Raw genomic sequence first — 24,315 nt, forward strand, 5'->3', positions numbered from 1 at the left:
GTGTTCGTCTCTCGGTGGCGTCGCACTGATACTGCCTGCTGTCGTCACGGACCGCCGATCTCCGACCCCGCCGCTGGTGATCGCGGTACATCGGTACAGCAGGCCGTATGACTCGTCGATACTACCTCTGCTCTTACTGTCGTCGACTTGTTTGCACCGCACTGACGGTTTCGTCATCAGCGAACTGTCGCTGCCCGGCCCGTCGGCTCGCCGGTCGAGTCAGCCCGTAGAACGCGATAGCCGTGTTCGAGACGCCTGCGCAGCTGATCGCCGCCGGTCTCAGTCCTCGAGGCCGAGCACGGCCGGTCGCTCGAGTTCGAGGTCGTGATTGACGGCCTGTACGGTCGTCGTCGGCCAGTTGTCCGTCGCCGTGAGCGGTTCGATCGACGCCGCGTCGACGGCGTCCTCGTCGCTGCCGGTCGCGACCAGAACCGTGTCTTCGCTTTTCGCACCTTCGACGGTCGGGTTCCACGCGTAGGCCATCGGTGCGGTCACCGTCGCGTCGTGGTCGGGCGTCGCGATCCACTCCCGGCCCGCGAAGCCAGCGGCACCGCCCTGGTGGTGGTGTTCCCACTCGCCGTCCCAGCCGACTGCGTCGTACGCCTCCTGGATCGCCGAGAAGACGTCTCCAGCCGTCCCACCAGCACTCGCTGCGGCCTGCGTCGCCGCGAGCGCCGTCGTCTCGACGCGGGCCGCAGCCTCGTGGCGCTTTGCGAGCCACGCCGGCGGCTCGAAGGCGACGGTCCGGGTACAGCTCGCGTGGAGGCCGGCCCGTTCGGCGGTGACGGAGACGAGCGCGTAGTCGCCGAGTTCGGCTTCCGTCGGCGTGTAGTGTCGGTACTGCTGGGCGCGTTCCGAGCCGCCGACGAGGACGACGGGCGCTTCGATGTCGCGCGCCGAGAGCGCGACTCGCAGTGCCGAGGCGACTTCGTGTTCCGTATCCTCGGACTGGAGCTCTCGACAGACTGCCTCGACTGCAGCGGCAGTCTCGCGGCCGAGCGTGCGGTAGCGCTCGCGGTCGCGGTCGGTCAGCGGCTGGCGAAGCGACGTCGGATCGACGCGCTCGAGGCCGGGAATCTCGATGTCGGCGGCCGCCCGCTCGTCGTCCGCGACACGGGCTGCGATTGCCTCGCCGAGCGAGTCGGCGTACCACGGAAACTCGTCGACAGAAACCGTCTCGGCGTCGAGATCCGGCAGTTCTTCGGCGGCGATGCGGCCAGCTTCGATGTTATCTGCGATGATGCTGATTGTCGACCCGTCGTAGCCGACGGCGGCGACGCCGGCATCCGTCTCACGGTCGACGACGTTGTTGCCGCCGGTCAGCCAGGCGAAGGCGTTCGGCCGGGCGAACCAGACCGAATCGAACTCCTCGGACTCGAGGAACGCCTCGAGTCGTTCGCGTTTGTTCATGTCGGGTGCTGGCGTGGGTGACTCTTGAATCCGACGATGGCGTCCCTCCTCGAGCGATTCCGGTGTAACTGTCGCAGCGCACGCCGATTCCTGCAGAGTAAGAACGACTCGGGCAACCTAAGTAGAGGTGGTCCTAACCCCCGGCTGAACGCCCGTGTCGACCGATAGTCACACTTCCCGTCCGGTACTCCGTCCGCTGATCGAACGGTTCGGCTTTCCGCACCTGATAGCGACGACGCTCGTGGTGGTTGCGGCGACCATCCTACTTGGTATCGCCGCGAAGGCGACTGGGTCGGGGCTGGCCTGTGAGGCGAACTGGCCCCAATGTGATGCCGGCCCGTTCAACCTGTTCCCGGCGAACCTCCCGAGTTTCTACGAGTGGTTCCACCGGTTCGTCGCGATGTTCGCCGGCTTCGCCATCATCGGCTCGGCAATCGCCTCCGTTCGACTCCCAAACGTCGACCGACGCGTCGCGGCGCTCGTCGTCGCCGGCATGCTCTTGACGCCAGTGCAGGTCGCCCTCGGCCGTGAAACCGTCACGCAGTATACGATGGACATCCTGTCCCTGCACTTCTGGACAGCCGTGCTCATCTTCGTCCTCTTTACCGTGGCGACCGTCCTCGTCTGGGCACCGCAGTTGACCGCGACACACGTCACGACCGCGCTCAGTTTCGGTGCCATCATGCTGCCGTTCCACGTGGCGCTCAGCCCGCTCGTGATCGGCGACATTACCACCTACAGCCCGTCTATGCAGATGGCCCAGTACGGCGTCACCCTCGGCCTCTTGGGCTCCGCCATCGTCGCCGCGATGGTCGGTCGCCGCCGCTTCGATTCGACCCGTCTGACCGCGCTGTTGAGCGCGGCGACAGCGCTCGCCGTGGCCGTGATCTTCCTCGGCCGTCGGGCCGTGATGACGTTCAACCCCGCACTCGACTCGCTTTACGTCGCCGTCGCCGCGCTGTTGTTCGTGGCATTCGTCGCCAGTATCGCCCTCGTCCGGAACGCCCCAAGTCGCTGAGCAGCGCCCATTCACTGGACGCGGTCGTGTCGTTGGACCGGATTTTACTCACTGCTTCGGTAGCCACACAACGCCACTCTCCACATCGCCGTGACCACTGTACTGTTTTCTACCCCGAGCAAGCGCTCCATCATGTGAACCAGCCTCAACGTTCCCGAGAAGATGCTGATCGAGTTCGACCGGACCTGCAGCCGAAGGCCTCGAGTCCCGTTCACGCGCCCTTCGGGCCGAGATCGATACGACCTGTCACGGTTATCACGGCGAATGGGGTCTCGAGGCCGTCTTCTGTCACGGGCCAGCCGAACAGATCGGAACTCTCGTCTATCGGTTGACTGACGTTGACGCTGTCGGACAGGTATCGGTAACGCTGTTTGAGCGGATCGGACGTCGTAGAAACAGACTCTCAGCGCAGTTACTCGCTCGAGACGACAACGTGGCCGTCACCCGTCGCGGTCACATCGTAGCCGTCGTGGGTGAACGTGATCGTGCCGTTTCGAGACGTACCGCTGTAGGTCGAACTGAAAAGCGAGTTGAGCGCATCGGGATCGACCGTCTCGAATAGCGGCGTGAGGACGCCGATATCCTGCCCGTCATCGCCCTGATCCGACGACGCACTGCTCGCTGCTGTTCGAAGCGCCGCGATGACCGCCTCGCTCAGCGTCTCATCGTCCGACGCAGTGTAGGTGACTTCCCCCTGTCGTACGGTCTCTCCCATCGATTGCTGATGCGTTGCCATTGATACTGTTGATGAAGCGTCGACGGGTGTTCTTCCGGGTTTGCTAGCCAACGTTTTAAGTAGTTCCGTCGGCGATCGTGTTCCGCAACAGCGCTTCGTGACCGCGTCGAAGCAGTGCAGAGAACGCCTGACTCGTAATCTCGAACTCGTCGGCCAACTCTTCGGTCGACACGTCGCGTGGTACCTCGAAATACCCCCGCTCCAGCGCCCGACACAACGCGTCCCGTTGGCGGTCGGTCAGTCCGTATCTCGCCGTCTCAGTATCTTCGCTTCGATAGAGTCGCTGAAGTTCGAACGACAGCTCGCGTTCTCGACACTGTTCGCGGTAGTTCATCAGTGCATTACGGCTGGGAACCTGTGCGCGGTATCTCGTTTCGCGTTCGTCCGTTTCAATATCGAGAAACGTAATCCCGTACTCTATCGCGTCGACGTACGTGAGGCCCCGCTCGCCCTCGGAAGACAGCGTGACGCGAAAGAGCCGGCGCTCGGAGAGTGTCGAGAGAATTTCGAAGTCGGTAATCGACGGATCGTCCGGTAGCGCCCGAAAGAACTGTTCGAGAGCCGCTTCCGCTCCTCGCGCCCAAAAAATCATCCGTGATTGGTTGCCGGGGACTGGTTGCTCGTCTTCGACCTCGAGTACGACTCCGGAAACTGATCGTCGTGTCTCTTGCATGATCGGATTCGAGAGTCGATACTCGGCGATGAAGCTCATGAACGATTCATATAGTTCCGTCGGCAAGGTAGTTTCGACGCCGGTCGCGACAGTGCAGTCGGCGTCGACTCTCACCGGCCGAATCGCTTTCTGATCGTCGCCCGTAGCGGTAGCCCCAGTGCCCCGACGATTGGGAAGATAACGAACGCAAGGAGATCGATCGGCAGTGTGGCGTACCCAGCGGTCGCGAGCCCAACGCCGACAGCCGGTGCCAGCACGGGCAGAACGTACAGATACGAGGGCGTCCAGCCCGGTCCGCGTCGGGTGTGGCGAACGATCACCGTAAACAGGACGGGCATGAGGACCGCGCCGGCCAGCAGCGGCCCGCCGACGAGGCTCGTCGTAACGGCCACTACGACTGCGACGACGATCGTTTCGTCGATTGACACTGGTCCCCACGTCTCCCCGTCGCGGACGACACGCGCGCCCAGCAGTCCAAGGACGGTTACGCCGACGACGCCCGCTAACGCGGCGTACCACTGAAGCGTCTCGAGCGGCGGCGCAACGAGTTCGACGCGAGCCAGAAACGCGGTCGTCGTCTCGAGGCCGTAGCGGCTACTCGAGAGCGCCGTCCAGAGTCCGTCGGGATCGGTCCCGACCGCCTGTAACTCGGCCGCAAGCGTCTCGAGGCCGGCTTCGTTTTCGAGCCCGTAGTGGACGAGACCGGCGACGTAGAGACAGACGGACAGCCAGATCAGCGGCAGCGAGAAGTTCTGTCTGCGCCACCACCGGGTCAGCGGGTTGCCGGTGGCGCTGTCCGATGCCGTCCCGCTGGGTTCGGTCGTGGAGCGGCCCGTCCCGTGGCTCGCTGTGGTGCTGGTCGACCCGCCGTTGTGGGTGTTGGTCTGTGTCGTGCTGGTCCCAGCGGATGCCGTTCCGGTTCCGGTCGCACCGCTGCTGGTCGTTCCCGTCGACGTCCTCGAGGCCGTTCCGGTCCCGGAACCGGTCTGTGTCCTCGAGGTCGCTCCACCTGTTGCCCCTGCCGCAGAGGCCGCCTTCGACCGCTTCGAACTGCTGGTGCTGGCGCTCGAAGCGTCGGCACCCGAGGAACTGGACGACGAGGAGTAGGTAAAGGTCGTCCCGGAACTCGTCTCGTCTGCCTCGTCGTCCGCGTCGTTCGTCTTGCTCGTTGCCGATTTCGACTCGTCGCTTGAACTCGAGTCACTGCTCTGCCAGACGTCCGCCGAGGGGAGCCCGCTGGTTCGCTTGGCGACGTAATCCGTGTGGCCCATGCGGTCGTAGGCCTTCCGTTCGACGGGATCACCGAGGATGTCATAAGCCTTCTTGACGGCCGTAAACTGGGCTCGAGCCCGGTCGTCATCGTTGTGGTCGGGGTGGTAGACTCGGACCTGTTCGCGGTAGGCGTCTTTGATCTCGTCCTGTGATGCGTTGGACGGAATCTCCAGGAGATCGTAGAAATCCTCGGTCATATAAGCCTCGATGAGTGTCTCGTCTGCTGTACTGTACTCGAGGGGGGGTTATAATAACAGTGCTCTCACGAGAAGTCGGTCAGCGACAACTGGCCGCCAGCGTGGGGGCGATCGGTTGCTGCCCCGTCGGCGGCGCTGTCGGCTCCGCCCCCACCGTCGGTCCGCTGGCTGTCGCCGTCACCGCCCCAGCTATCGAGGCTGGCCTGATCGGCCGCCGCGAACTCGAGGTTCGCCACCCGAACGCCGAGTTTACGGACGGGTTCGGTCTCGAACTCCGTAAAGAGGTCGCGAGCGATCCGGCCGACGAGGTCGGGATCGTCGACTGGCCCCGGCAACGATCGCTCGCGGGTGTTGACGTCGTACGGCGGCGTGACGGCTTTGACGCCGATGGTTCGGTAGAGTGCGCCCTCGCGTCGGGCGCGATCGGCGACGGCCACCGCGAGCGTCTCGATCTGGTCGTACTTCGGGTCGGGTTCGGAGACCGGGTCGGCGAAGGCGGACTCGCGGGAGAAACTCTTGGGTTCGCCTTTCGGCTCGACCCGACGGTCGTCGTCGCCGCGGGCGCGATCGTGCAACTCCTGGCCGCGTTCGCCGAAGCGTTCGACCAGCGGCTCCGGATCGGCCGCGGCGACGTTGCCGGCCGTTTCGAGGCCCATCTCCCTGAGCTCCCGGGCGGTCACGGGGCCGACGCCGTGGAGCAACTCGACCTCGAGCGGGGCGAGAAAGTCCCGTACCTCGCCGGGTTCGACGACCGTCAGCCCGTCGGGTTTCTCGAAGTCGCTGGCGATCTTGGCCGCGCTCATCGTCGGCGCGACGCCGACGCTGACGATCACGCCGACCTCCCGGCGAATTCGATCTTTGATGTGGCGGGCGAAGCCGTCGGCGACCTCCCAGGCGGTTCGGTCGGTCACGTCGAGGTAGGCCTCGTCGATGCTCACCTCCCGAACCACGTCGGCACAGTCGTGGAGGATCGACTGGACCTCCTCGGCCACCGACTCGTAGTAATCTAGATCGACGGGCCGGTAGAACCCGGTTTCCTCGCGGGTGAGCTCCGGATCGTAGTCGTCGGCCTCGGGAGTCATGGCTGCGCGTCTGGGCAGGCGCTCGAGCGCCGTTGAGATCGCTTGTGCGCTTTCGACGCCGAACTCGCGGGCCTCGTAGCTGGCGGTGGCGACGGCGCCGACGGTCTCGCCGGGTTCGTAGCCCATGCCGACGACGACGGGTTCGCCACGGAGGTCGGGCTCGCGAAGGCGCTCGCAGGACGCATAGAAGCAGTCGGCGTCGACGTGACAGACGATCCGCTCGTCGTCGTCCGTCACCTCGATTCCCGGAAGCCGCGGTCCCTCCGACATTCGTCTACTGAACGGTTCGTGTGGACCGTTGTGAACGTTGCGTCCGGCGGCCCGCGGGGTGATCGGTGGCTCAGTTGTAGCCGCGCCAGCGTTTGCCACATTCGGTACACTTGAAAAACCGCGTCGGCGGTTCGTCCGCCGAGGCTGTCTGTTTGAGTGTGTACCACGCTTCCTGATTGCCACACTCGTCACAGACGACGTCGGTCGCCTTCGGCTTGCCCTCGAAGTTCGCGTTCTCGTCCGACTCGATCACGTCGGCGTCGGTCTGTGACTCCGTCGTCACGAACGCGTCTTCCTGTTCACGGTCCCGTTCGCTCGAGGCCCCACAGTCGTCGTTCGTACAGACCATGCGGTCGCCCTCGGCTTTCATCATCGAACCGCAGTCGTCGCAAAACTGCATAGCCGCCCGTATGCGGTCGGGACGCAAAAAACGCTCTTCTCGTCGGTGCGGTGACTCTCTGTCAGCACTGCCGTCGGTTTGTCCGCCCGCCTTACTGATCGACGCGAACCGTCGCCCCGCTCGAAGCGGGCGCAGACAGGATAACGTCGCCCTCGAGGTCGTTGTCTGCGAGCGCGTCGTGAGCGGCTGTCGTGGCCTCCTCGGCGTGGGTTCGATCCGTGACGGCGTAGACGACTGGCCCCCACGATGACTGACCGACACCGGTACAGACTGGACACGTCTCAAGCGTTTCGACGAGGGTACCAGCAGGCGGCCGAAAGACGCCGCCTTGGGCATCGGCGTACCACGCGCCGTTTTTGCGGCCGATCTCGCTGATCGCCTCGCCGAAGGCCTCGAGTCGGCCCTCGGCGGCGGCGGGCAACAGTTTTCGAGTGACGACGCCAGCGATTTCGTCGGCGATGGCGGGGTCGGCACGCTCGACCACGCTTCGCATACTCGCATCCTCGTCATCGCCGCTGCGGCCGGGGTCGGCGTCTGGAACGACGACAAGAAAACGCCAGTCGGAAGGCAGGTCGTGGCGGGCGACGACCGGCGGCACCGTCCAGTCGCCCTCGGTCGGCGGCTCGGTCGTAAACCGATTCGTCGGGTGACCGGCGTCGACGACGAATCCGCCGGCCTCGAAGGTCGCGACGCCGATGCCGCTGCGGCCACCCCGGCCCATTGCGGGGGCATGGGCTCTGACCGCTGGCTCGAGGCCGTGAGCGTGGGCCGTTGCGGCGAGCACGGACAGCGATAGCTGGGTGCCGCTGCCGAGTCCGATGTGACGCGGGAGTTGTTCCTCGAGCGTGACCGCGACGCCGGGAACGTCGAGGATGTCGACGGCACGGCTCGCGTACTCCCGGACCAACTGGTCGTCGCTCTCGACGGTGGCGGCCGGTTCGGCGGTAACCGTGACGCGTGGCTCCTCGAGGGCGACGCCGATGCCGCCGTAGAGCCGTCGCCGGGCCAGCGAGAGGTTCTGGAACCCGACGTGAATCCGGGCCCCGGCGCTGACGGTCGCGGGTGTCATAGCCGCCGCTAGGCAAGCCCTCGGCAAGGGGGTTTCGACGCTGGCAACGCCTGTCTCCGTGGCACATGTTGACAGTCGAACCGTCGTGTCACCGACAGCTCTTTTCGATCGGTCATGTGTCTAGTGGACATGGAACTCACGCGCGCACTCGAGGCCGATACCGGACTCACCTGTGTCGTCGGCGCTGGCGGGAAGAAATCGACGCTGTACGAACTCGCCGGCCGACTCGAGCGAGCAGTCGTGACAGCGACCGTCCGGATCCCGATCTTCGACCGACAGGTCGCCGACGTGCGAGTGACTGAAGATCCACTCGCCGTCCTCGAGTCGACCGACGACGCCGACCTCGAGTGGCCGCTCGGACTGGTGCCAGCACAGGAGCGAGACGACCGGTATCGGGGGTACGACCCTGCAACGGTCGATCGGATCGCGTCGGCCGACGGCGTCGAGCACGTGCTCGTCAAAGCCGACGGCGCGAGAACGCGATTGTTGAAGGCCCCGAACGAACGCGAGCCGCAACTACCCGAGACCGCCGAGACGGTGATCGCTATCGCGAGTGTCGACGCGGTCGGCCAGCCGCTCGAGGACGACGTCGTTCACCGCCCGGAGCACGTCGCGGACGTGACCGGACGAGCGATCGGTGAGCCGATCGAACCGGCCGACGTGGCGGCGGTTCTGACCAGCCCGGAAGGTGGACTGAAGGACGTCCCGGACGGTGCGACGTACGTCCCGCTGCTCAACATGGTCGACGATGACGACGCCCTCGAGACGGCACGCGAGATCGCGACGCACATCCGCGAGGAGAGCGCTGCCACACACGGTCGCGTCTCGCGAGTCGTCCTGACGAGCATGATCGCCGACGAGCCGTTGGTCGACGTCTATCAGTGATGCTGGCGGACAGAAGTCAGTATGAGTCCTCGCCGTGGCCCGGCTGTCGACTGGTCACTGACGATTTATACGGCTCTCGTACATAGCATCGCCTGTGACGAGTTTCGATTCACTCGAGGGCGTCGTCCTCGCGGGCGGCTACTCGACGCGCTTTGGCGAGACAGACAAAGCCGTCGCCGAACTCGCCGGGACGCCGCTGATCCGCCGTGTCGTGGATCAACTCGCGGGAGTCACCGACGCAGTCGTCGTCAACTGCCGGGACGAGCAACGCGAGGCGATCCGAAACGCACTCTCGGGGAGCGACGTCGACCGTCGGTACGCGATCGATCCGATTCCCGACCGCGGCCCGCTGGCCGGCATCGGCGTCGGCTTAGCGGCGGTCGACCGCGAGTACGCGGCCGTCGTCGCCTGTGACATGCCGTTCGTCGATCCGACGCTGTTCGAACAACTGTACGCGCACGCTCGTGGCCACGACGGGGCCGTCGTCCGACTCGAGGACGGCTGGTATCAGACGACACAGGCCGTCTACCGCGCCGAGCCGATGGCGCGTGCCTGCGAGGAGACGCTGGGTTCCGACGATACTCGGGTTCTGGCTGCGTTCGACTCGCTCGACGTGGTCACCGTCGAGGAAGCCGACCTCGAGGGCGTCTCGGCGACGACCTTCGAGAGCGTCGACACCCCGGACGACCTGCGGGCGGCAGCGCAACGGCTCGAGTAGGACGAGTCTCGAAAAAGCGTCGGTCGTCTTCGAACCGCTATTTTGGAGCGTTAGTCCTGCTTCGCGCCGGGGTTGGTCACGGCACCGTTGGCCGCGGAGTCGAACGTTTGCCCGTACTTCGCCAGCACCCCGGTCGTGTAGTTGGGCTCGGGGAGGCCGTGTTTCTCGAGTCGCTGCTCGATCTCCTCGTCGGTGAGATCCACGGAGAGTTCGAGGTTGTCGATGTCGATCGTGATGGTGTCGCCGTCCTCGAGGGCGGCGATCGGGCCGCCGGCGGCGGCTTCCGGCGCAACGTGGCCGATGGAGAAGCCTCGAGTAGCACCGGAGAATCGGCCGTCAGTAAAGAGCGCCACGTCCTCGGCGTGGCCCTGGCCGGCGACTGCGCTCGTGACGCCGAGCATCTCGCGCATGCCGGGGCCGCCCTGTGGACCCTCGTTGCGGATACCGATGACGTCGCCCGTCTCGACGCGTCCTTCCTGCACGTACGCCATCGCCGGCTCCTCCGATTCGAAGATGCGGACGGGGCCTTCGTGGTGAAGGTGGTCCTCGCCGGTGATCTTGATGACGGCACCGTCGGGTGCGAGGTTGCCCGTCAAAATGCGGATCGCGCCGCGCTCGTGGATGGGATCGTCGACGGTGTAGAGGAAGTCAGCGTCGAGGTCCTCGATTCGTGGCGGGTCGAGGCGTTCGATGGCCTCGGCGATCGTCTCGCCGGTGACAGTCAGCGCGTCGCCGTGGAGTAGGTCCGCCTCGAGGAGTTCCCGGAGCACGACGGGGACGCCGCCGACCTCGTGGAGGTCGTTCATCACGCGCTGGCCGCCGGGCTGCAGATCGGCGATCTTCGGCGTCCGGGCGCTAATCTCGTTGAACGTCTCGATGTCGAGGTCGATGCCAGCCTCGGCGGCCATCGCCAGCAGGTGGAGTACGGCGTTGGTCGAGCCGCCGACGGCGACCTGCAGCGCGATCGCGTTCTCGAAGGACTCCCGCGAGAGGAAGTCCGACGGTTTTCGCTGCTCGCGGACGACCTCGACGGCGAGTTCGCCGCTCTCGCGGGCGACCTCGTAGCGGTCGTCGTCCTCGGCGGGTGGCGAGGACGACCCAAGCGGCGCGAAGCCAATCGTCTCGGAGATCGAGGCCATCGTGTTCGCGGTGAACATCCCACCACAGGAGCCCGCACCCGGGCAGGCGTGGCGCTCCATCTCGTCGAGTTCGTCTTCGGACATCTCGCCGTCGGCGACGGCACCGACCCCCTCGAAGACGTTCTGGATCGTGATCTCGCGACCGTCGTGTTCGCCGGGCATGATCGAGCCGCCGTAGAGGAAGACGCTCGGCAGATCCGTCCGAATCGCGGCCATCATCATCCCGGGCATGTTCTTGTCACAGCCGCCGATGGTGACGAGCCCGTCCATGCGCTCGCCGAACGCGACGAGTTCGACGGAGTCGGCGATCACTTCTCGAGAGATGAGCGAGGCTTTCATCCCCTCGGTCCCCATCGAAATCGCGTCGGAGATGGTGATCGTGCCGAACTCGATCGGCATCCCGTCGGCCTCGTCGACGGCGTCGTAGGCCGACTGGGCCACGTCGTCCAGGTGAACGTTACACGGCGTGATGTCGGCGGCTGGATTCGCAACGCCGATCATCGGCGAGGACAGGTCCGCATCGTCGTACCCCATCGCACGGAACATCGCACGGTGGGGGGCTCGTTCGACCCCCTCCGTGACCTCCTTGCTCGGCAACTCCTCGGGCTTGCCCTCTGCAGGCGATCGCTCCTCGGGCTGTTGGCTCATACCGTGAAATTGCCACCTCGGCGCTTAAAGACCTCGGATACCGACATCACCCCACATCAAGCCCCAGTCGAACACATTCGGGTGCCGCGAGCGCCGTCTGCTGGCCCGACCGTCCATCGAGGTCGCCGCCCGCCCGCGTCACCTTCGATTTCCTGCACGGGGCTTTCCCACGCCGGTCACGGAGTGGGTTCTAGAGCGACGAATGTGCAAGTACTGTCTCGAGTGCAAGTGGCAGCTCACCGCTGCCGACGACTGCACCGAAGCCGAGGCGTCGAAGAAAGCGATCGAACACTTCGTCGAAACGGGCCATACGGTCGAATCGTTTCGGCTGCCACCGCCAGTTACGGTCTCCGACTCGGAAACCTGACCTATCCGCGACGCTCGAGGATACGATCGATGATCAGTCGGGTCGAGAGGATCTCGTCGTCGGTCGGCTCCCGGCCGCTGGCCCGCTCGACGACACAGTCGATGCCGCGGCGATCGAGTTCGGCTTCGATCGCCGTGGCGTCGTGGTGCTGGTCGTGTCCCAGCGCGATGACGTCGGGGTCGATCTCCTCGATCGGGATGAAAATATCCTCCTCGTGGCCGAGTATCGCCTCGTCGACGGCCTCGAGCGCGCCGACGACGTCGCGTCGCTGCGTCGCTGGACAGATCGGCGCTTCCTTGTGGTCGACGTTCGCTTTGCGAGCGACGATCACGTACAGTTCGTCGCCCATCGCGGCCGCCTCCTCGAGGTAGTGGACGTGGCCGGGGTGGATGACGTCGAAGGTCCCCTGGGCGATGACGGTCTTCGTCATGTCGCCCTCCGGTCGCCGCGCGCATTGCTCGTCGTCCGTTCACGGTTCGGGCCGGTAGTCGTCTCGAGCATACTCATACTATCGTCGGAGTTCGTCGTCGATATCCGCCTGCGTGAAATCGAAAAAGTCCTCAGTTTCGGGGAGGTCGACGTCGACCACGTTCAACTGGGTCGGCTTCCCCTGCGAGTCGAAGGCCTTCCAGTCCGTTCGGCGGTAGGGGGCGCCGATGATGACGTGGACGCTGCCCCGGCCGAACGTCTCCAGATCCGCGCTACTCGGCTGAATCACACCGTTCGGGTGGGAGTGAATACTGCCGAGTGCCTTCACGTCGTTTGGAATCTGGCTCGTCCTGACCGTCGCGCTGACGCTGTTCGACTCGGTGCCGGGGACCACTACGATGTCCGTGATGACGAGTCCGTCCTGCTCGAGTCCGAGTCTGTCCGCCTCGGTGCCCCGGAGAAAACCCATGTACTCGTTCGGGTGGGTCGCCTCCGAGGACTCGAGGGCGAACTCGAGTGTCTCCTCAGCGATGCCGAGAATCTCACTCGAGCGAAACAGCGCGTCGAACAGCCCCATAGCACACCGTCGGGGCTTGCGGTTGCTAAACGTTCCGATAAGACGGGCTCGCGAAACGAACCGCGTCCGTGCTGCTCGGACGCCGACGTGAGACGATCATCATCGTCGATGGTATCTCTCAAGGATCAACTAGGAATACATACACCTCCACCGCATATTAGCGCGTGTCTTTTTGAGGGGGGCTGGCTATCCGGACGTATGTCACTAGACGAAGACTCACTCGCCTACCACAGCGACGACCCGCCGGGCAAACTCGAGATCAGGACGACGAAGTCGACGAGCACGCAGCGGGATCTCTCGCTCGCCTACTCGCCCGGAGTCGCCGCACCGTGTCGGGAAATCGCCGACAACAGGAACGACGCCTACCAGTACACGGCGAAAGCGAATCTCATCGGCGTCGTCTCGAACGGCTCCGCGGTGCTCGGACTCGGCGATATCGGTGCGCAGGCTTCGAAACCTGTCATGGAGGGGAAAGGCGTCCTGTTCAAGCGATTCGCGGATATCGACGTCTTCGACATCGAACTCGACCTCGACGACCCCGACGCGTTCGTCGAGTCGGTCGCGGCGATGGAACCGACCTTCGGCGGGATCAATCTCGAGGACATCGCCGCACCGGACTGTTTCCGGATCGAGGAGCGGCTTCGCGACCGCATGGACATTCCGGTCTTTCACGACGACCAACATGGAACCGCGATTATCACCGGTGCGGCGCTGTTAAACGCCGCCGAACTCGCCGACAAGGACCTCGAGTCGATCTCGGTCACGTTCGCCGGCGCGGGTGCAGCAGCACTTGCGACGGCCCAGTTTTTCGTCTCGCTGGGCGTCAAGCGAGAGCACATCACGATGGTCGACATCGACGGCATCCTGACGACGGCGCGAGCCGAAGCCGGCGACCTCGATCCCTACAGCCGCGAGTTCGCCCGCGACGTGCCCGACGGCGAACTCGCCGATGCGATGGTGGACGCGGACGTCTTCGTCGGCCTCTCGGCCGGCGGCATCGTTTCGCCGGAGATGATCCGCTCGATGGCCGACGACCCGATCGTCTTCGCGATGGCCAACCCCGAGCCCGAGATCGACTACGAGACGGCGAAAACGGCCCGTGACGACGACGTCATCATGGCCACTGGCCGCTCTGACTACCCAAATCAGGTCAACAACGTCCTCGGATTCCCTTTCATCTTCCGTGGCGCACTCGACGTGCGTGCTGCCGAGATCAACGAGGAGATGAAAGTCGCGGCCGCGGAATCGATCGCCGACCTCGCGAAACAGGACGTGCCCGACGCCGTCCGCAAGGCCTACGGCGACCAGCCGCTGCAGTTCGGCCCTGAGTACATCATCCCGAAGCCGCTCGATCCGCGAGTGTTGTTCGAGGTCGCGCCCGCGGTCGCCCGCGCCGCGATCGACAGCGGGGCCGCCCGCACCGACATGGACATCGAGACCTACGTCGAGCGTCTCGAGGCCCGCCTCGGCAAATCCCGCGAGATGATGCGAACGGTGTTCAACAAGGCCAAAACCGAGCCGAAACGACTCGCGCTGGCCGAAGGTGGCAACGAGAAGATCATCCGCGCGGCGGCCCAGATCGAAGAACGAGAGGTTGCCCAGCCAGTGCTGATCGGGGACGAAGCCGAGATCGCGACGACGATCACGGACCTCGGCCTCGAGTACGACCCCGAAGTGGTCGATCCAAGCGCCGACGTACACGATGGATACGTCGACTCCCTATACGAGCGCCGCCAGCGAAAGGGCGTGACCCGAACCGAAGCTCGCGAACTGATCCGGGACAGCAACTACTTCGCCTCGGTGATGGTCGATCAGGGCGATGCCGACGCGATGCTCACCGGGCTGACGAACCACTACCCATCGGCGCTGCGCCCGCCGCTGCAGGTTATCGGTACCGCGCCGGACACCGACTACGCCGCGGGCGTCTACATGCTCACGTTCAAAAACCGCGTCGTCTTCCTCGCGGACGCGACGGTCAATCAGGACCCCGACGAGGACGTCCTGGCCGAAATCACACGTCATACGGCTGCCCTCGCCAGACAGTTCAACGTCGAGCCGCGGGCGGCACTGCTGTCGTACTCCGACTTCGGCAGCGTCGACAACGACGGTACCCGGAAACCTCGACGAGCGGCCGAACAGCTCCGAAACGACCCGAGCGTCGACTTCCCCGTCGACGGCGAGATGCAAGCGGACACCGCCGTCGTCGAGGAGTTGCTCGAGGGATCCTACGAGTTCGCCGACTTAGACGAGCCGGCGAACGTGCTCGTCTTCCCGAACCTCGAGGCGGGCAACATCTGTTATAAACTCCTCCAGCGGCTGGGTGGGGCCGAAGCGATCGGGCCGATGCTGGTCGGCATGGACCGCCCGGTTCACGTCCTCCAGCGCGACGACGACGTCGCCGACATCGTCAATCTGGCGGCCGTCGCGACCGTCGACGCACAGGAAGAGTAGTCTGTCTAGTCAGTCGATTCTCGCGCGCGATCGCGCGCCGCCGCGCTATTCGGTCTTGACAAGGGTTATACGCGACCGACGCAAATGACGATCCAAGATGACACGTGAGTCCGCCGGGGAACCCGGCGCAGACGACGGGGATTCCGTCGTCTACGATCTCGCTTCCGAGTGTACTGCAGCGGACGTCGAATACGATCGGCCGTACCTCGCCGAAATCAACGGTATCGTCGACTACGGCGTTTTCGTCGATCTCTCCGACTCCATCTCCGGACTCGTCCACGAATCCGTCCTCGACGGCACCTACGCCGTCGGTGACGAACTCGTCGTCGAACTCGAGACGGTCCGAGAGAACGGCGACATGGCGTTCGAACCGGCCGACGTCGACGATTATACCGTCGAGTCCGTCGACCACGACTACGCTCTGACCGGGACCGACCGTCTCGAGTCGAACATCGGCGAGCAGATCCACCTCGAGGGCGAAGTCGTGCAGGTCAAACAGACCGGCGGCCCGACGATCTTCCACGTCACCGACGAGGACGGCGTCGTCCCGTGTGCCGCGTTCGAGGAGGCTGGCGTCCGCGCCTATCCGCAGGTCGAAGTCGGCGACATCGTCCGCGTCACCGGCGCTCCGGAGTACCGCGAGGGCACCGTCCAGATCGAGGTCGACGGTCTCTCGACACTCGAGGGTGAGGACGCCGAGGAAGCCCGCAAACGACTCGAGGACGCCCTCGAGTCCCGCGCACAACCCCACGACGTCGCGCCCCTGATCGACTGGCCCGCTTTCGAGAAACTCCGACCCAACCTGCAGGAGGTCGCGAAACTGCTCCGACGGACCGTCCTCGAGGGCCGCCCGATCCGCGTGCGCCACCACGCAGACGGTGACGGCATGTGTGCCGCCGTTCCCGTTCAGATCGCCCTCGAACGATTCATCGCTGAGGTCCACGAGGACGAGGATGCCCCGCGACACCTCATCAAGCGCCTGCCCGCGAAAGCGCCCTTCTACGAGATGGAAGACGCCACGCGCGACCTGAACTTCGCTCTCGAGGATCAGGAGAAACACGGCCAGCAACTCCCGCTGTTGCTCATGCTCGACAACGGCTCGACGGCCGAGGACGTCCCGGCCTACGAGACGCTGGCCCACTACGATATCCCGATCGCAGTCGTCGACCACCACCACCCCGACCCCGAGGCCGTCGAGGACTTGCTCGACGCCCACGTCAACCCGTACCTCCACGACGAGGACTACCGGATCACGACGGGGATGCTCTGTGTCGAACTCGCGCGGATGATCTACCCCGAACTCACTGACGAACTCCGACACATCCCTGCCGTCGCCGGCCTCTCGGATCGCTCGAAAGCCGACGCGATGAGCGATTACCTCGACCTCGCCGCCGAGGAGGGCTACGACGAGGACCGTCTGCAGGACGTCAGCGAGGCGCTGGACTACGCCGCATTCTGGCTGCGCTACAACTCTGGCGACCAGCTGATTCAGGACTTACTCCACGTCGACAACGGCGACGAGGATCGCCATCGAGAACTCGTGTCGTTCTTCGCCGATCGCGCCCGCGAGGAAGTCGACGAGCAACTCGACGCCGCGATGCCCCATCTCGAGCACGAGGATCTGGACAACGGCGCGCACCTCTACCGGATCGACGTCGAGAACTACGCCCACCGGTTTACTTATCCCGCACCGGGCAAGACCACGGGCGAGATCCACGACCGCAAGATCGAAGAGACGGGCGACCCCGTCATCACGGTCGGCTACGGCCCTGACTTCGCCGTGTTGCGCAGTGACGGCGTCCGACTCGACATCCCGAACATGGTCACGGAACTCGAGGAGGAGATCCCCGGCGGCGGCGTCTCCGGCGGCGGCCACCTCGTCGTCGGCTCGATCAAGTTCGTCAAGGGCAAACGAGAAGAAGTGATCGACGCCTTAGTCGAGAAGATGGAAGAAGCCGAGATCGACGAAGCGCTCTCGAGTGCGGCCCTGATCGACGACTAAGACGGAACGCCGTAACGAGTTACCGGCGTGACCGCAGAACGCGGTCGCGCCGAAACTGACGTACAGCGGTCTGTATACCGCTCGCAGTCAGTCGGGCATACTTTTGTTTCGCCGTGGTACGCCGACGGTAGTGACTGATATCGCGTCGAGAGCGACCCACAGTGACTCGAGTGGCCAGCCGCGAGCGCGTCCGCTGTTGATCGACGAGAAAAACGACCGTGAAGAGTGGGGTGGTGTTGGTTCGACGGTTCGATGAGGCGGGCGGCGCGGCGGTTAATCCGAGCCGTGTCGAGGGACGTAGCCGCACTCCTCGCACTCGAGGGCGTCGTGTCGGACCGCGAGCGTCCCGGCGCAGTCGGGACAGTACAGGTCGGCGTCGGTTGGGGATTGACTGATTGCCATATCGGGACCGCAGTGCTGATCAGTAATAAGCGCACCTATTACAGCGATTGTACTGTACGTTGATGATAAAACCCATATAAACACACGAGACAGTCCGTGGTAACGCCGGGTTCAGAACTGGTAGCGTCGCTCGTCGTCCATCGAGGGGTACTGGTCCGCGCCGGTCATCTCCTCGAAGGTCATCCCGGAGAGGTACTCGTCGTAGGTGACGTCGTAGGCCGACCGCAGCTGGAAGTCGAGCTTGCCGGTGTCGACGGTCGTCTGAAAGAGCATGTGGATCGCTCGGCGAACGAGTTCGTCCGTATCCTCGGGCTCGAGGGCTGCCTCGAGCAAGGCGAGTTCGTTCCGCGCTTCTCGGTCGAGTGAGACGGTGAGGTCGTCGTCTAGCTGTCCGTAGGAATCCTGTACGTCGTTGGTGAGATCGTCGAGGCTCATAGGAGTGGGGACTCGAGCCGGCGGGATAGGGCTTTCGTGCTCGAGCGATCGAGAACCGCCACCAGTAAGACGCGCCGGTCGCTAGGGCGACCGATGAGCGAGAGCGACGGTGACGCCGACGGGGACAGGGCGTGGACGCTGCCCGACGATCTCGAGGCCATCCGCGAGGCGCTGATCGCGTGGTACGAGGCCGACCACCGCGACTATCCCTGGCGGCGGACCGACGACCCCTACGAGATCCTCGTCAGCGAGGTGATGAGCCAGCAGACCCAACTCGATCGGGTCGTCGACGCCTGGGAGCAGTTCCTCGAGCGCTGGCCGACAACGGCCGACCTCGCGGCGGCCGACCGGGCGGACGTGGTGGGGTTTTGGACGAGTCACAGTCTGGGGTACAACAACCGGGCGAAGTACCTCCACGAGGCTGCACAGCAGGTGGAAGGGGAGTACAGTGGCGAGTTCCCCGAGACCCCGACAGCGCTCCAGGAGCTGATGGGCGTCGGTCCCTACACCGCAAACGCCGTCGCGAGTTTCGCGTTCAACAACGGGGACGCGGTCGTCGATACGAACGTCAAGCGCGTCTGCTATCGGGCCTTCGACGTGCCCGACGACGACGCGGCCTTCGAGGACGCTGCGAACGAACTCATGCCTGACGACCGATCACGAGTCTGGAACAACGCGATCATGGAACTGGGTGGCGTCGCCTGCACCCAGACGCCCCGCTGCGACGAGGTCGGCTGCCCGTGGCGCGAGTGGTGTGGAGCGTACGCGAGCGGCGACTTCACCGCGCCGGACGTCCCCACGCAGCCGAGCTTCGAGGGGAGTCGCCGCCAGTTCCGCGGGCGCGTCGTTGGCACCCTCCGGGAGTACGACGAACTCGAGTTGGACACGCTCGGCCACCGCATCCGCGTCGACTACGTCCCGGACGGCGAGTACGGTCGCGAGTGGCTCGAGGGGCTGCTCGCCGACCTCGAGGACGACGGGCTGGTGACCGTCGAAGACGGCGACGGCGAACGCGTGGCGCGGCTCAAGCGCTGATCGCCAGCTGTGGCTGCGTCGCGAGCGTTACACCACGAGAAAGACGAGGATCGAGACGACGATGAAGACGGCTTTGAGCCCCGTGTTGAGGACGATGACCTTGGTGCCGAACTCTGTGCCCCAGATGCCGTACTGAAACGGGATCGAGCGCTTGACCGTGCCGATCGTCAGCGAGAACAGGCTACCGACGAGCAGCGTGATCACTGCCTGTGCGGGCGTGAGCACGTCGCCGATCATGGGCGCGACGGTCATCGCGCCCATCGTCGGATCGACGAGCGAGACGACGATCACTGGCACCGCGGCACCCGGCAGGCCGACGAGTCCGGCAATCGGGTCGACGAGCGCCGCGGGCTCCTCGAGGCCGACGGTCGCGAGCGCGGCAACGAGTTGGTCGGTGTACTCGAGGGCGACGAAGACGAGCGAGTAGATGATCGCCAGCCGCGGGACGATCGATCGCAGCCGATCGGCCGTTTCCGCGCCGGCGTGGCGGAGTTTCTCGCGGTGTGTCTCCTCCTCGTCGTCGGGTGTTTCCGGCTCGATGGCGCTGTTGTCGTACTCGTAGCCGCGCAACAACACGGCACCGGCCAGCAGGCCGACGATCGAGATGGCAAGCGAGATACCGGCCCGTGCGCCGACGTACATGAGCCCGGCGTGAAGTCCAAGAATAGGGATGAGGACGGGGCCGTAGTAGGTGAAAATGTGCTGGACGAAGCCGAAGAACGTGTTGATGACGACGGCGATCAGGGTCGCGCGGTCGTCGAGCAGGCCCGAGTCGCGGAACTCGGCGAGCATCCCGTAGCCGGCGGTGACCGAGACCGTGTTCGTCAACACTGCCGCGCCGACTTCGTCGGGCAGGTTGGCTGGCTCCGTCAGGTAGCGACCGACGCGGGCGATGACGTCGACGAGGCCGTAGGCGACGGCGAGATTCGCAAGTCCGACGCCGACCCCGATCAACAGCGTGATCGTCAGGACTCGAGGCAGCGCCTCGGTCAGCAGAACGGAGATGAGCGACTGCACGATGACGCGTTCGAATCCCCGCACGAAAGGCCCGTCGGTCACGGCACACAGCGCCACGCGCCCGCGGACGAGTGGCGTTCGACGGCTACCAGTCTATTTGAGGCTCGCAACCCACGGTAGCACTATGGCTGACGTACACGTCGTCGCCGTCTGTGGCAGCCTCCGCGATGCAAGTACGACCCGTCTCGCCCTCGAGCGAGTCCTCGAGGCCGCCGAGCAAGTCGGAGCGAGCACCGAACTGATCGATCTCCGGGAGTTCGAGTTGCCGATATTCGACGCGGACCGCGATCGGGACGAAGCGGGCGATGCAGCAGAGTTGGCGGCTCGACTCCGGACGGCCGAGACGATTCTTCTCGGCTCGCCGATGTACCACGGCTCCTACTCCTCGCCGCTGAAAACGGCCATAGACTACTGTGGCTTCGACGAGTTCGAGGATACGACCGTCGGCTTACTCGCCGTCTCAGGCGGAGCGTTCCCGGTGACGGCGCTCGAGCACATGCGCTCGGTCTGTCGGGCGCTGAACGCGTGGGTCATTCCACACGAGGCCGCGATCGCGAACTCCCACGCGGCGTTCGAAGACGGCGCGTTCGTCGACCCGAAACTCGAGGAACGCGTGGTCACGCTCGGGAGACGGGCAGTACAGTATGCGACGATCGAACCGGACCCGGATTCGTTCGAGAGCGACCAGAACATCGGTGCCGAAGGGAAGTGACCGCGACCGCTTAGCGGTCGAGGAACCGCTCGAAGCGCTGTTGGTGGGCGAAAAAGGCGAACAGCCCGAAGCTGAGCGCACCGATGTGGAGGGCGTCGATCCGCACGCCGATCGTGGTGAACTCGAGCGAGAGCAGCGGCGTGGCGACCGCCCAGTCGGTAAACCACGCCGTAGCGAGCAGCGTCGCTGCGCCGACGGCCAACAACACTGCCGGAACGAGCGACCCACGAACCGTCCGGGAGCGCAGTTGCGGGCGGAAGACATGTCGCTCGAGGACGAACTGGCCGGTGAGGAGCCCGGTGAGCACGAGGGTCGCGACGACGAGTCCGGTGGTGTCGCCGATCTGTTCGGCGACGAGCAGCCAGACGATCCAGCTCCCCGTCAGCGCGAGCGCGGCCGCGAGCCGCCGCGGCTGTAGGAGATCCTCCATATCACTGATCGTCGCGCCGAAGACGCCGGTCCGGAGAAGCGAGCCACAGAAGAGGATCCCGAGTCCGGCGAGTGCCGTCGACGTGGTTCGGGAGCCGACGACGAGCCCGAACCAGAGACCGACGGCAACCACTTCGATTAGTGCCGCTGAGAGCGCCGCAGTCGTCCCAACGACTCGTCGTCGGGTCGTTCGCCCGAGAACGCCGGGCTGACGAATGACGCTCATAGGTAGTCATGTTCGCCACTCCCTTTCGTTATGGTAGTCATTACCCCACACAGTAACGATATCCTACCAATCTGTCTAACGACGACGATTATATCTGCGAGAAATCTGTTGTTTCTCGAGCCACAAGATTCGAGGGGGTCGTTTTCCGAGCGCACCAATCACGTGCAGGACCACGGAGTCGTTATGACCGACTCGAGCCGGCACTGGCGCTGACACGAAGTCGCGGTCACGATAGGCATCCGAGCCGTCGAAGCAGGTGCAGTCCGCTCGTCGATGCGTTCGCACGTCGCGACCAGCAGGAACGTATCACGCTGTGGCCACTTGTCTGCCGTCGCGGTCGAGTAGGTGTCGGTTACCACCCCACACGCTGACGGTAGCCGGTGGGTACCGTTCGAGCGCGACGACGGTTCGATCGAAACGTTGGACAGAACTATTTACGGGGATGTGGTCGGGTGTGATTATGCCCGAGACGGAACAACAGGACAAGACGCTGTCTGAGATCGTGGTCAAAGAAGCAGTTGGGAAAGGGATGGACTCGCCGCTGCGCGAGTCGATTCTCGAGGCCGTCGAGGAGGCGGACGGATCGAACGGCGGGGGCACACGCAGCCTGCCGCTGGTGGGGGCGATTTTCGGTGCCGGTGCGGCACTCGGTTTTCTCGCGGGCCGGCAGTCGACCGACCTCGAGGAACTTTCACTCGAGGAGACGCCGCTCGAAGACATCGAGGAGCCCGAAATCATCGACGAGATCGGCGCCGAAGCCGACGAGGAGGAGTCAGCCGAGATGCCGTCCGACTCCGAGGGAGAAAGCGGCTCGAGCCCCCTCGGACGACTGCTGCTCGCCGTGGGGCTCGTCGCTGGACTCGCCTATCTCCGCCGTCGTTTCGCCTCGGGCGAGGACGACGAGTGGGAACCGATCGAGGAGTTCGAACCGGCGACTGACATCACCGAGGACGAAGGCGAGGAAGCGGAGACGACGGAGACGGACTCCGACGTCGAAGCAGCCGCGGATGAATCGGACGAGACCGAGGAGTAACGACGTCCCACTTTTGTAGTACCGACTGCGCGAGCAGCGCACTCGCCGTTGACGAAGAAGCTAAGAGGCCCACGCCGACAGTGTCACTCAATGGAGACGACTCACCGAGTCTTCGTCGGTGACTCACGGGACCTCGCTTCGATCGACGACGAATCGGTCGAACTCGTCGTCACGTCCCCACCGTACCCCATGATCGAGATGTGGGACGACCTCTTTACGGCGCTCGATCCCGCGATCGGGGATGCACTCGAGTCCGGCGACGGCCGCGCGGCGTTCGACGCGATGCACGCCCAGCTCGACCGCGTCTGGGACGAACTCGAGCGCGTGCTGGTCGACGGCGGCATCGCGTGTCTCAACGTCGGCGACGCGACCCGGTCGGTCGACGACAGCTTTCGAGTCTACTCGAATCACGCCCGCGTCCTCGAGGCCTTCGAATCGCGCGGCTTCGACCCGCTGCCCGACGTCCTCTGGCGCAAGCCGGCCAACAGCGCTGCGAAGTTTATGGGCAGCGGGATGATCCCCCCCAACGCCTACGTCACGCTCGAGCACGAGTACGTGCTGCTCTTTCGCAAGGGGCCGGTGAGCCGCTCGTTCGAACCGGGTGCCGATCGGCGCTACGAAGCCGCGTACTTCTGGGAGGAGCGTAACCGCTGGTTTTCGGACGTCTGGACCGAGGTCCGCGGTGAACTCCAGACCCTCGAGTTCGCCGACGACGAACTTCGCGACCGGTCAGCCGCCTACCCGCTCGAAATTCCCTACCGGCTGATCTGTATGTACTCGGCTTACGGTGACACCGTCCTCGATCCCTTCTGGGGAACCGGGACGACGACGCTCGCGGCGATGTGTGCCGGACGAAACTCGGTTGGATCGGAACTCGAGGCGGCGTTTCTCGAGCGGTTCGACGACCGACTGGCCGACGTGCCGTCGCTGTCGCGCTCGGTCAGCCGGGCGCGTCTGGAGCGCCACCGCGAGTTCGTCGCTCGCCGCCGCGAGGAGGGGAAGTCGTTCGAGTACGATGCAACCCACTACGAGACGCCGGTCGTGACCAAGATGGAACGGGACATCCAGCTCCGCGAGGTGACCTCGCTCGAGGCAGTCGACGGACTCGAGCGTGACTCAGAGTACCGGTATCGGGCCACACACGAGCCACTGACGCTCGAGTGACGGACCCGGGTGACGACAGGACGTGGCTCAGGGCTCGACAAGGATCTTGATCTGATGCCAAAACCCATGGCCACGATCACTGAATGATGGCGTGATCGCCGATGGCAGTATCGCATTTACGTCGCCGCTACGAAACGGTGGGTATGTCGCTCGACGAATACGACGCTGCACGCACCGACCTCGAGCCAGCCGACGGCGAAATCGAGACTGCGGAACTGGTCGTCACCGACGACGTGCTGGTTAAGACGTTCGCGCTCGGGCCGGGCGCGGAACTCGAGGCCCACGACCATCCCGAGAGTACGAACGTGTTTCACGTCCTCGAGGGGACGGTGACGGTCGTCCAAGACGAACAGCACGAGGAGATCACCGCACCCGGCGTCGTCCGTCACGACCGCGGTGTCGTCCACGGTGCACGAAACGAAACCGACGAAACGGTCGTCTTCACCGCGAGTCTCTGCCCACTCCCGTCGTAAGGTCGGATTCCGAACGCGGTCACGAGCGGCGCTACTGGTGGCGAGT

At 64.8% G+C, this 24,315-nt stretch carries 26 protein-coding genes; 12 read left to right on the forward strand and 14 right to left on the reverse strand.

Translation table 11 applies throughout. The features are described from left to right. Positions 1-279 precede the first annotated feature (279 nt). Positions 280-1,410: a M24 family metallopeptidase gene (locus GCU68_RS15595; protein WP_152943144.1), complete on the reverse strand. Its 1,131-nt coding sequence runs from the start codon at positions 1,408-1,410 to the stop codon at positions 280-282. 154 nt (positions 1,411-1,564) lie between these two features. Between GCU68_RS15595 and GCU68_RS15600 the strand changes: the two genes are divergently transcribed. Beyond that, on the forward strand, positions 1,565-2,428 hold the full coding sequence (locus tag GCU68_RS15600; RefSeq protein WP_152943146.1) for a COX15/CtaA family protein: 864 nt from the start codon (positions 1,565-1,567) through the stop codon (positions 2,426-2,428). 412 nt (positions 2,429-2,840) lie between these two features. Here GCU68_RS15600 and GCU68_RS15610 read toward each other — a convergent pair whose 3' ends face one another. The 6 genes from GCU68_RS15610 to GCU68_RS15635 all read right to left on the reverse strand — a co-directional run bounded on the left by GCU68_RS15610 (position 2,841) and on the right by GCU68_RS15635 (position 8,127). Further along, a complete protein-coding gene (locus GCU68_RS15610) occupies positions 2,841-3,143 on the reverse strand; it encodes a HalOD1 output domain-containing protein (RefSeq protein WP_227014989.1) in 303 nt (100 codons plus the stop codon). A 76-nt stretch (positions 3,144-3,219) separates the two neighbouring features. After that, on the reverse strand, positions 3,220-3,876 hold the full coding sequence (locus GCU68_RS15615; RefSeq protein WP_152943150.1) for a helix-turn-helix domain-containing protein: 657 nt from the start codon (positions 3,874-3,876) through the stop codon (positions 3,220-3,222). A gap of 71 nt (positions 3,877-3,947) precedes the next feature. After that, positions 3,948-5,306, reverse strand: coding sequence for a J domain-containing protein (locus GCU68_RS15620; protein ID WP_152943152.1), 1,359 nt, complete (start codon positions 5,304-5,306; stop codon positions 3,948-3,950). Positions 5,307-5,371: 65 nt separating this feature from the next. Beyond that, positions 5,372-6,658, reverse strand: a complete 1,287-nt coding sequence (gene dinB / locus GCU68_RS15625; protein ID WP_152943154.1) for a DNA polymerase IV — start codon at positions 6,656-6,658, stop codon at positions 5,372-5,374. 70 nt (positions 6,659-6,728) lie between these two features. After that, complete coding sequence (locus GCU68_RS15630) at positions 6,729-7,058, reverse strand: transcription factor S (protein ID WP_152943156.1); 330 nt, start codon at positions 7,056-7,058, stop codon at positions 6,729-6,731. Between the two features lie 91 nt (positions 7,059-7,149). Continuing rightward, positions 7,150-8,127 carry a beta-ribofuranosylaminobenzene 5'-phosphate synthase family protein gene (locus GCU68_RS15635; RefSeq protein WP_152943158.1) on the reverse strand — a complete coding sequence of 326 codons (978 nt, stop codon included), beginning with the start codon at positions 8,125-8,127 and terminating at the stop codon, positions 7,150-7,152. A 129-nt stretch (positions 8,128-8,256) separates the two neighbouring features. Between GCU68_RS15635 and yqeC the strand changes: the two genes are divergently transcribed. Next, positions 8,257-9,012 carry a selenium cofactor biosynthesis protein YqeC gene (gene yqeC, locus GCU68_RS15640; protein WP_152943160.1) on the forward strand — a complete coding sequence of 252 codons (756 nt, stop codon included), beginning with the start codon at positions 8,257-8,259 and terminating at the stop codon, positions 9,010-9,012. Positions 9,013-9,106: 94 nt separating this feature from the next. Further along, positions 9,107-9,730: a molybdenum cofactor guanylyltransferase gene (gene mobA / locus GCU68_RS15645; RefSeq protein WP_152943162.1), complete on the forward strand. Its 624-nt coding sequence runs from the start codon at positions 9,107-9,109 to the stop codon at positions 9,728-9,730. Positions 9,731-9,780: 50 nt separating this feature from the next. Here mobA and ilvD read toward each other — a convergent pair whose 3' ends face one another. After that, positions 9,781-11,517 carry a dihydroxy-acid dehydratase gene (gene ilvD, locus GCU68_RS15650; RefSeq protein WP_152943164.1) on the reverse strand — a complete coding sequence of 579 codons (1,737 nt, stop codon included), beginning with the start codon at positions 11,515-11,517 and terminating at the stop codon, positions 9,781-9,783. Between the two features lie 202 nt (positions 11,518-11,719). Here ilvD and GCU68_RS21380 point away from each other — a divergent pair, with 202 nt between their 5' ends. Then, complete coding sequence (locus GCU68_RS21380; protein ID WP_168927103.1) at positions 11,720-11,884, forward strand: hypothetical protein; 165 nt, start codon at positions 11,720-11,722, stop codon at positions 11,882-11,884. 1 nt (position 11,885) lies between these two features. Here GCU68_RS21380 and GCU68_RS15655 read toward each other — a convergent pair whose 3' ends face one another. Next, on the reverse strand, positions 11,886-12,314 hold the full coding sequence (locus tag GCU68_RS15655) for an adenylyltransferase/cytidyltransferase family protein (protein WP_152943166.1): 429 nt from the start codon (positions 12,312-12,314) through the stop codon (positions 11,886-11,888). 78 nt (positions 12,315-12,392) lie between these two features. After that, positions 12,393-12,890 carry a Mov34/MPN/PAD-1 family protein gene (locus GCU68_RS15660; RefSeq protein WP_152943167.1) on the reverse strand — a complete coding sequence of 166 codons (498 nt, stop codon included), beginning with the start codon at positions 12,888-12,890 and terminating at the stop codon, positions 12,393-12,395. 198 nt (positions 12,891-13,088) lie between these two features. On the opposite strand from GCU68_RS15660, the gene GCU68_RS15665 reads away from it, so the two are divergent. The 3 genes from GCU68_RS15665 (at position 13,089) to GCU68_RS21985 (ending at position 17,599) form a co-directional block, all read left to right on the forward strand. Beyond that, positions 13,089-15,341, forward strand: coding sequence for an NADP-dependent malic enzyme (locus GCU68_RS15665; protein ID WP_152943169.1), 2,253 nt, complete (start codon positions 13,089-13,091; stop codon positions 15,339-15,341). A 97-nt stretch (positions 15,342-15,438) separates the two neighbouring features. Then, on the forward strand, positions 15,439-17,343 hold the full coding sequence (locus GCU68_RS15670) for a DHH family phosphoesterase (protein ID WP_152943171.1): 1,905 nt from the start codon (positions 15,439-15,441) through the stop codon (positions 17,341-17,343). A 130-nt stretch (positions 17,344-17,473) separates the two neighbouring features. Then, positions 17,474-17,599, forward strand: coding sequence for a hypothetical protein (locus GCU68_RS21985; RefSeq protein ID WP_264373464.1), 126 nt, complete (start codon positions 17,474-17,476; stop codon positions 17,597-17,599). A 17-nt stretch (positions 17,600-17,616) separates the two neighbouring features. On the opposite strand, the gene GCU68_RS21990 is transcribed toward GCU68_RS21985, so the two are convergent. Both GCU68_RS21990 and GCU68_RS15675 read right to left on the reverse strand, forming a co-directional pair. Next, the gene (locus tag GCU68_RS21990) at positions 17,617-17,745 is read right to left on the reverse strand and encodes a hypothetical protein (RefSeq protein ID WP_264373465.1); all 129 of its coding nucleotides are present in this window, start codon (positions 17,743-17,745) and stop codon (positions 17,617-17,619) included. Positions 17,746-17,856: 111 nt separating this feature from the next. After that, positions 17,857-18,180, reverse strand: coding sequence for a hypothetical protein (locus tag GCU68_RS15675; RefSeq protein ID WP_152943173.1), 324 nt, complete (start codon positions 18,178-18,180; stop codon positions 17,857-17,859). 93 nt (positions 18,181-18,273) lie between these two features. Between GCU68_RS15675 and GCU68_RS15680 the strand changes: the two genes are divergently transcribed. Then, a complete protein-coding gene (locus tag GCU68_RS15680) occupies positions 18,274-19,215 on the forward strand; it encodes an HhH-GPD family protein (protein WP_152943175.1) in 942 nt (313 codons plus the stop codon). A 27-nt stretch (positions 19,216-19,242) separates the two neighbouring features. On the opposite strand, the gene GCU68_RS15685 is transcribed toward GCU68_RS15680, so the two are convergent. Next, entirely contained in the window at positions 19,243-20,232 is a 990-nt protein-coding gene (locus tag GCU68_RS15685; protein ID WP_152943751.1) for a nucleoside recognition protein, read from the reverse strand. A gap of 124 nt (positions 20,233-20,356) precedes the next feature. Here GCU68_RS15685 and GCU68_RS15690 point away from each other — a divergent pair, with 124 nt between their 5' ends. Further along, the gene (locus GCU68_RS15690; RefSeq protein WP_152943177.1) at positions 20,357-20,944 is read left to right on the forward strand and encodes an NADPH-dependent FMN reductase; all 588 of its coding nucleotides are present in this window, start codon (positions 20,357-20,359) and stop codon (positions 20,942-20,944) included. Positions 20,945-20,954: 10 nt separating this feature from the next. Here GCU68_RS15690 and GCU68_RS15695 read toward each other — a convergent pair whose 3' ends face one another. Beyond that, on the reverse strand, positions 20,955-21,599 hold the full coding sequence (locus tag GCU68_RS15695) for a hypothetical protein (RefSeq protein WP_152943179.1): 645 nt from the start codon (positions 21,597-21,599) through the stop codon (positions 20,955-20,957). 460 nt (positions 21,600-22,059) lie between these two features. Between GCU68_RS15695 and GCU68_RS15700 the strand changes: the two genes are divergently transcribed. The 3 genes from GCU68_RS15700 (at position 22,060) to GCU68_RS15710 (ending at position 24,269) form a co-directional block, all read left to right on the forward strand. Further along, positions 22,060-22,632, forward strand: a complete 573-nt coding sequence (locus tag GCU68_RS15700) for a hypothetical protein (RefSeq protein ID WP_152943181.1) — start codon at positions 22,060-22,062, stop codon at positions 22,630-22,632. A 90-nt stretch (positions 22,633-22,722) separates the two neighbouring features. Further along, complete coding sequence (locus GCU68_RS15705) at positions 22,723-23,796, forward strand: DNA-methyltransferase (protein WP_152943183.1); 1,074 nt, start codon at positions 22,723-22,725, stop codon at positions 23,794-23,796. A 143-nt stretch (positions 23,797-23,939) separates the two neighbouring features. Continuing rightward, a complete protein-coding gene (locus GCU68_RS15710; protein WP_152943185.1) occupies positions 23,940-24,269 on the forward strand; it encodes a cupin domain-containing protein in 330 nt (109 codons plus the stop codon). Positions 24,270-24,315: the final 46 nt, after the last annotated feature.

Origin of the sequence: Natronorubrum aibiense (genome assembly GCF_009392895.1) — an archaeon.
In the GTDB taxonomy this organism is placed as follows: Archaea; Halobacteriota; Halobacteria; order Halobacteriales; family Natrialbaceae; genus Natronorubrum; species Natronorubrum aibiense.

Excerpts from the sequence above, each read along its gene's own strand:
- GCU68_RS15595 (WP_152943144.1), bottom strand. The coding sequence starts at position 1,410 with ATGAACAAACGCGAACGACTCGAGGCGTTCCTCGAGTCCGAGGAGTTC.
- GCU68_RS15610 (WP_227014989.1), bottom strand. The coding sequence starts at position 3,143 with ATGGGAGAGACCGTACGACAGGGGGAAGTCACCTACACTGCGTCGGAC.
- GCU68_RS15615 (WP_152943150.1), bottom strand. The coding sequence starts at position 3,876 with ATGAGCTTCATCGCCGAGTATCGACTCTCGAATCCGATCATGCAAGAG.
- GCU68_RS15620 (WP_152943152.1), bottom strand. The coding sequence starts at position 5,306 with ATGACCGAGGATTTCTACGATCTCCTGGAGATTCCGTCCAACGCATCA.
- dinB (WP_152943154.1), bottom strand. The coding sequence starts at position 6,658 with ATGTCGGAGGGACCGCGGCTTCCGGGAATCGAGGTGACGGACGACGAC.
- GCU68_RS15630 (WP_152943156.1), bottom strand. The coding sequence starts at position 7,058 with ATGCAGTTTTGCGACGACTGCGGTTCGATGATGAAAGCCGAGGGCGAC.
- GCU68_RS15635 (WP_152943158.1), bottom strand. The coding sequence starts at position 8,127 with ATGACACCCGCGACCGTCAGCGCCGGGGCCCGGATTCACGTCGGGTTC.
- yqeC (WP_152943160.1), top strand. The coding sequence starts at position 8,257 with ATGGAACTCACGCGCGCACTCGAGGCCGATACCGGACTCACCTGTGTC.
- ilvD (WP_152943164.1), bottom strand. The coding sequence starts at position 11,517 with ATGAGCCAACAGCCCGAGGAGCGATCGCCTGCAGAGGGCAAGCCCGAG.
- GCU68_RS21380 (WP_168927103.1), top strand. The coding sequence starts at position 11,720 with ATGTGCAAGTACTGTCTCGAGTGCAAGTGGCAGCTCACCGCTGCCGAC.
- GCU68_RS15655 (WP_152943166.1), bottom strand. The coding sequence starts at position 12,314 with ATGACGAAGACCGTCATCGCCCAGGGGACCTTCGACGTCATCCACCCC.
- GCU68_RS15660 (WP_152943167.1), bottom strand. The coding sequence starts at position 12,890 with ATGGGGCTGTTCGACGCGCTGTTTCGCTCGAGTGAGATTCTCGGCATC.
- GCU68_RS15665 (WP_152943169.1), top strand. The coding sequence starts at position 13,089 with ATGTCACTAGACGAAGACTCACTCGCCTACCACAGCGACGACCCGCCG.
- GCU68_RS15670 (WP_152943171.1), top strand. The coding sequence starts at position 15,439 with ATGACACGTGAGTCCGCCGGGGAACCCGGCGCAGACGACGGGGATTCC.
- GCU68_RS21990 (WP_264373465.1), bottom strand. The coding sequence starts at position 17,745 with ATGGCAATCAGTCAATCCCCAACCGACGCCGACCTGTACTGTCCCGAC.
- GCU68_RS15675 (WP_152943173.1), bottom strand. The coding sequence starts at position 18,180 with ATGAGCCTCGACGATCTCACCAACGACGTACAGGATTCCTACGGACAG.
- GCU68_RS15680 (WP_152943175.1), top strand. The coding sequence starts at position 18,274 with ATGAGCGAGAGCGACGGTGACGCCGACGGGGACAGGGCGTGGACGCTG.
- GCU68_RS15690 (WP_152943177.1), top strand. The coding sequence starts at position 20,357 with ATGGCTGACGTACACGTCGTCGCCGTCTGTGGCAGCCTCCGCGATGCA.
- GCU68_RS15695 (WP_152943179.1), bottom strand. The coding sequence starts at position 21,599 with ATGAGCGTCATTCGTCAGCCCGGCGTTCTCGGGCGAACGACCCGACGA.
- GCU68_RS15700 (WP_152943181.1), top strand. The coding sequence starts at position 22,060 with ATGCCCGAGACGGAACAACAGGACAAGACGCTGTCTGAGATCGTGGTC.
- GCU68_RS15705 (WP_152943183.1), top strand. The coding sequence starts at position 22,723 with ATGGAGACGACTCACCGAGTCTTCGTCGGTGACTCACGGGACCTCGCT.
- GCU68_RS15710 (WP_152943185.1), top strand. The coding sequence starts at position 23,940 with ATGTCGCTCGACGAATACGACGCTGCACGCACCGACCTCGAGCCAGCC.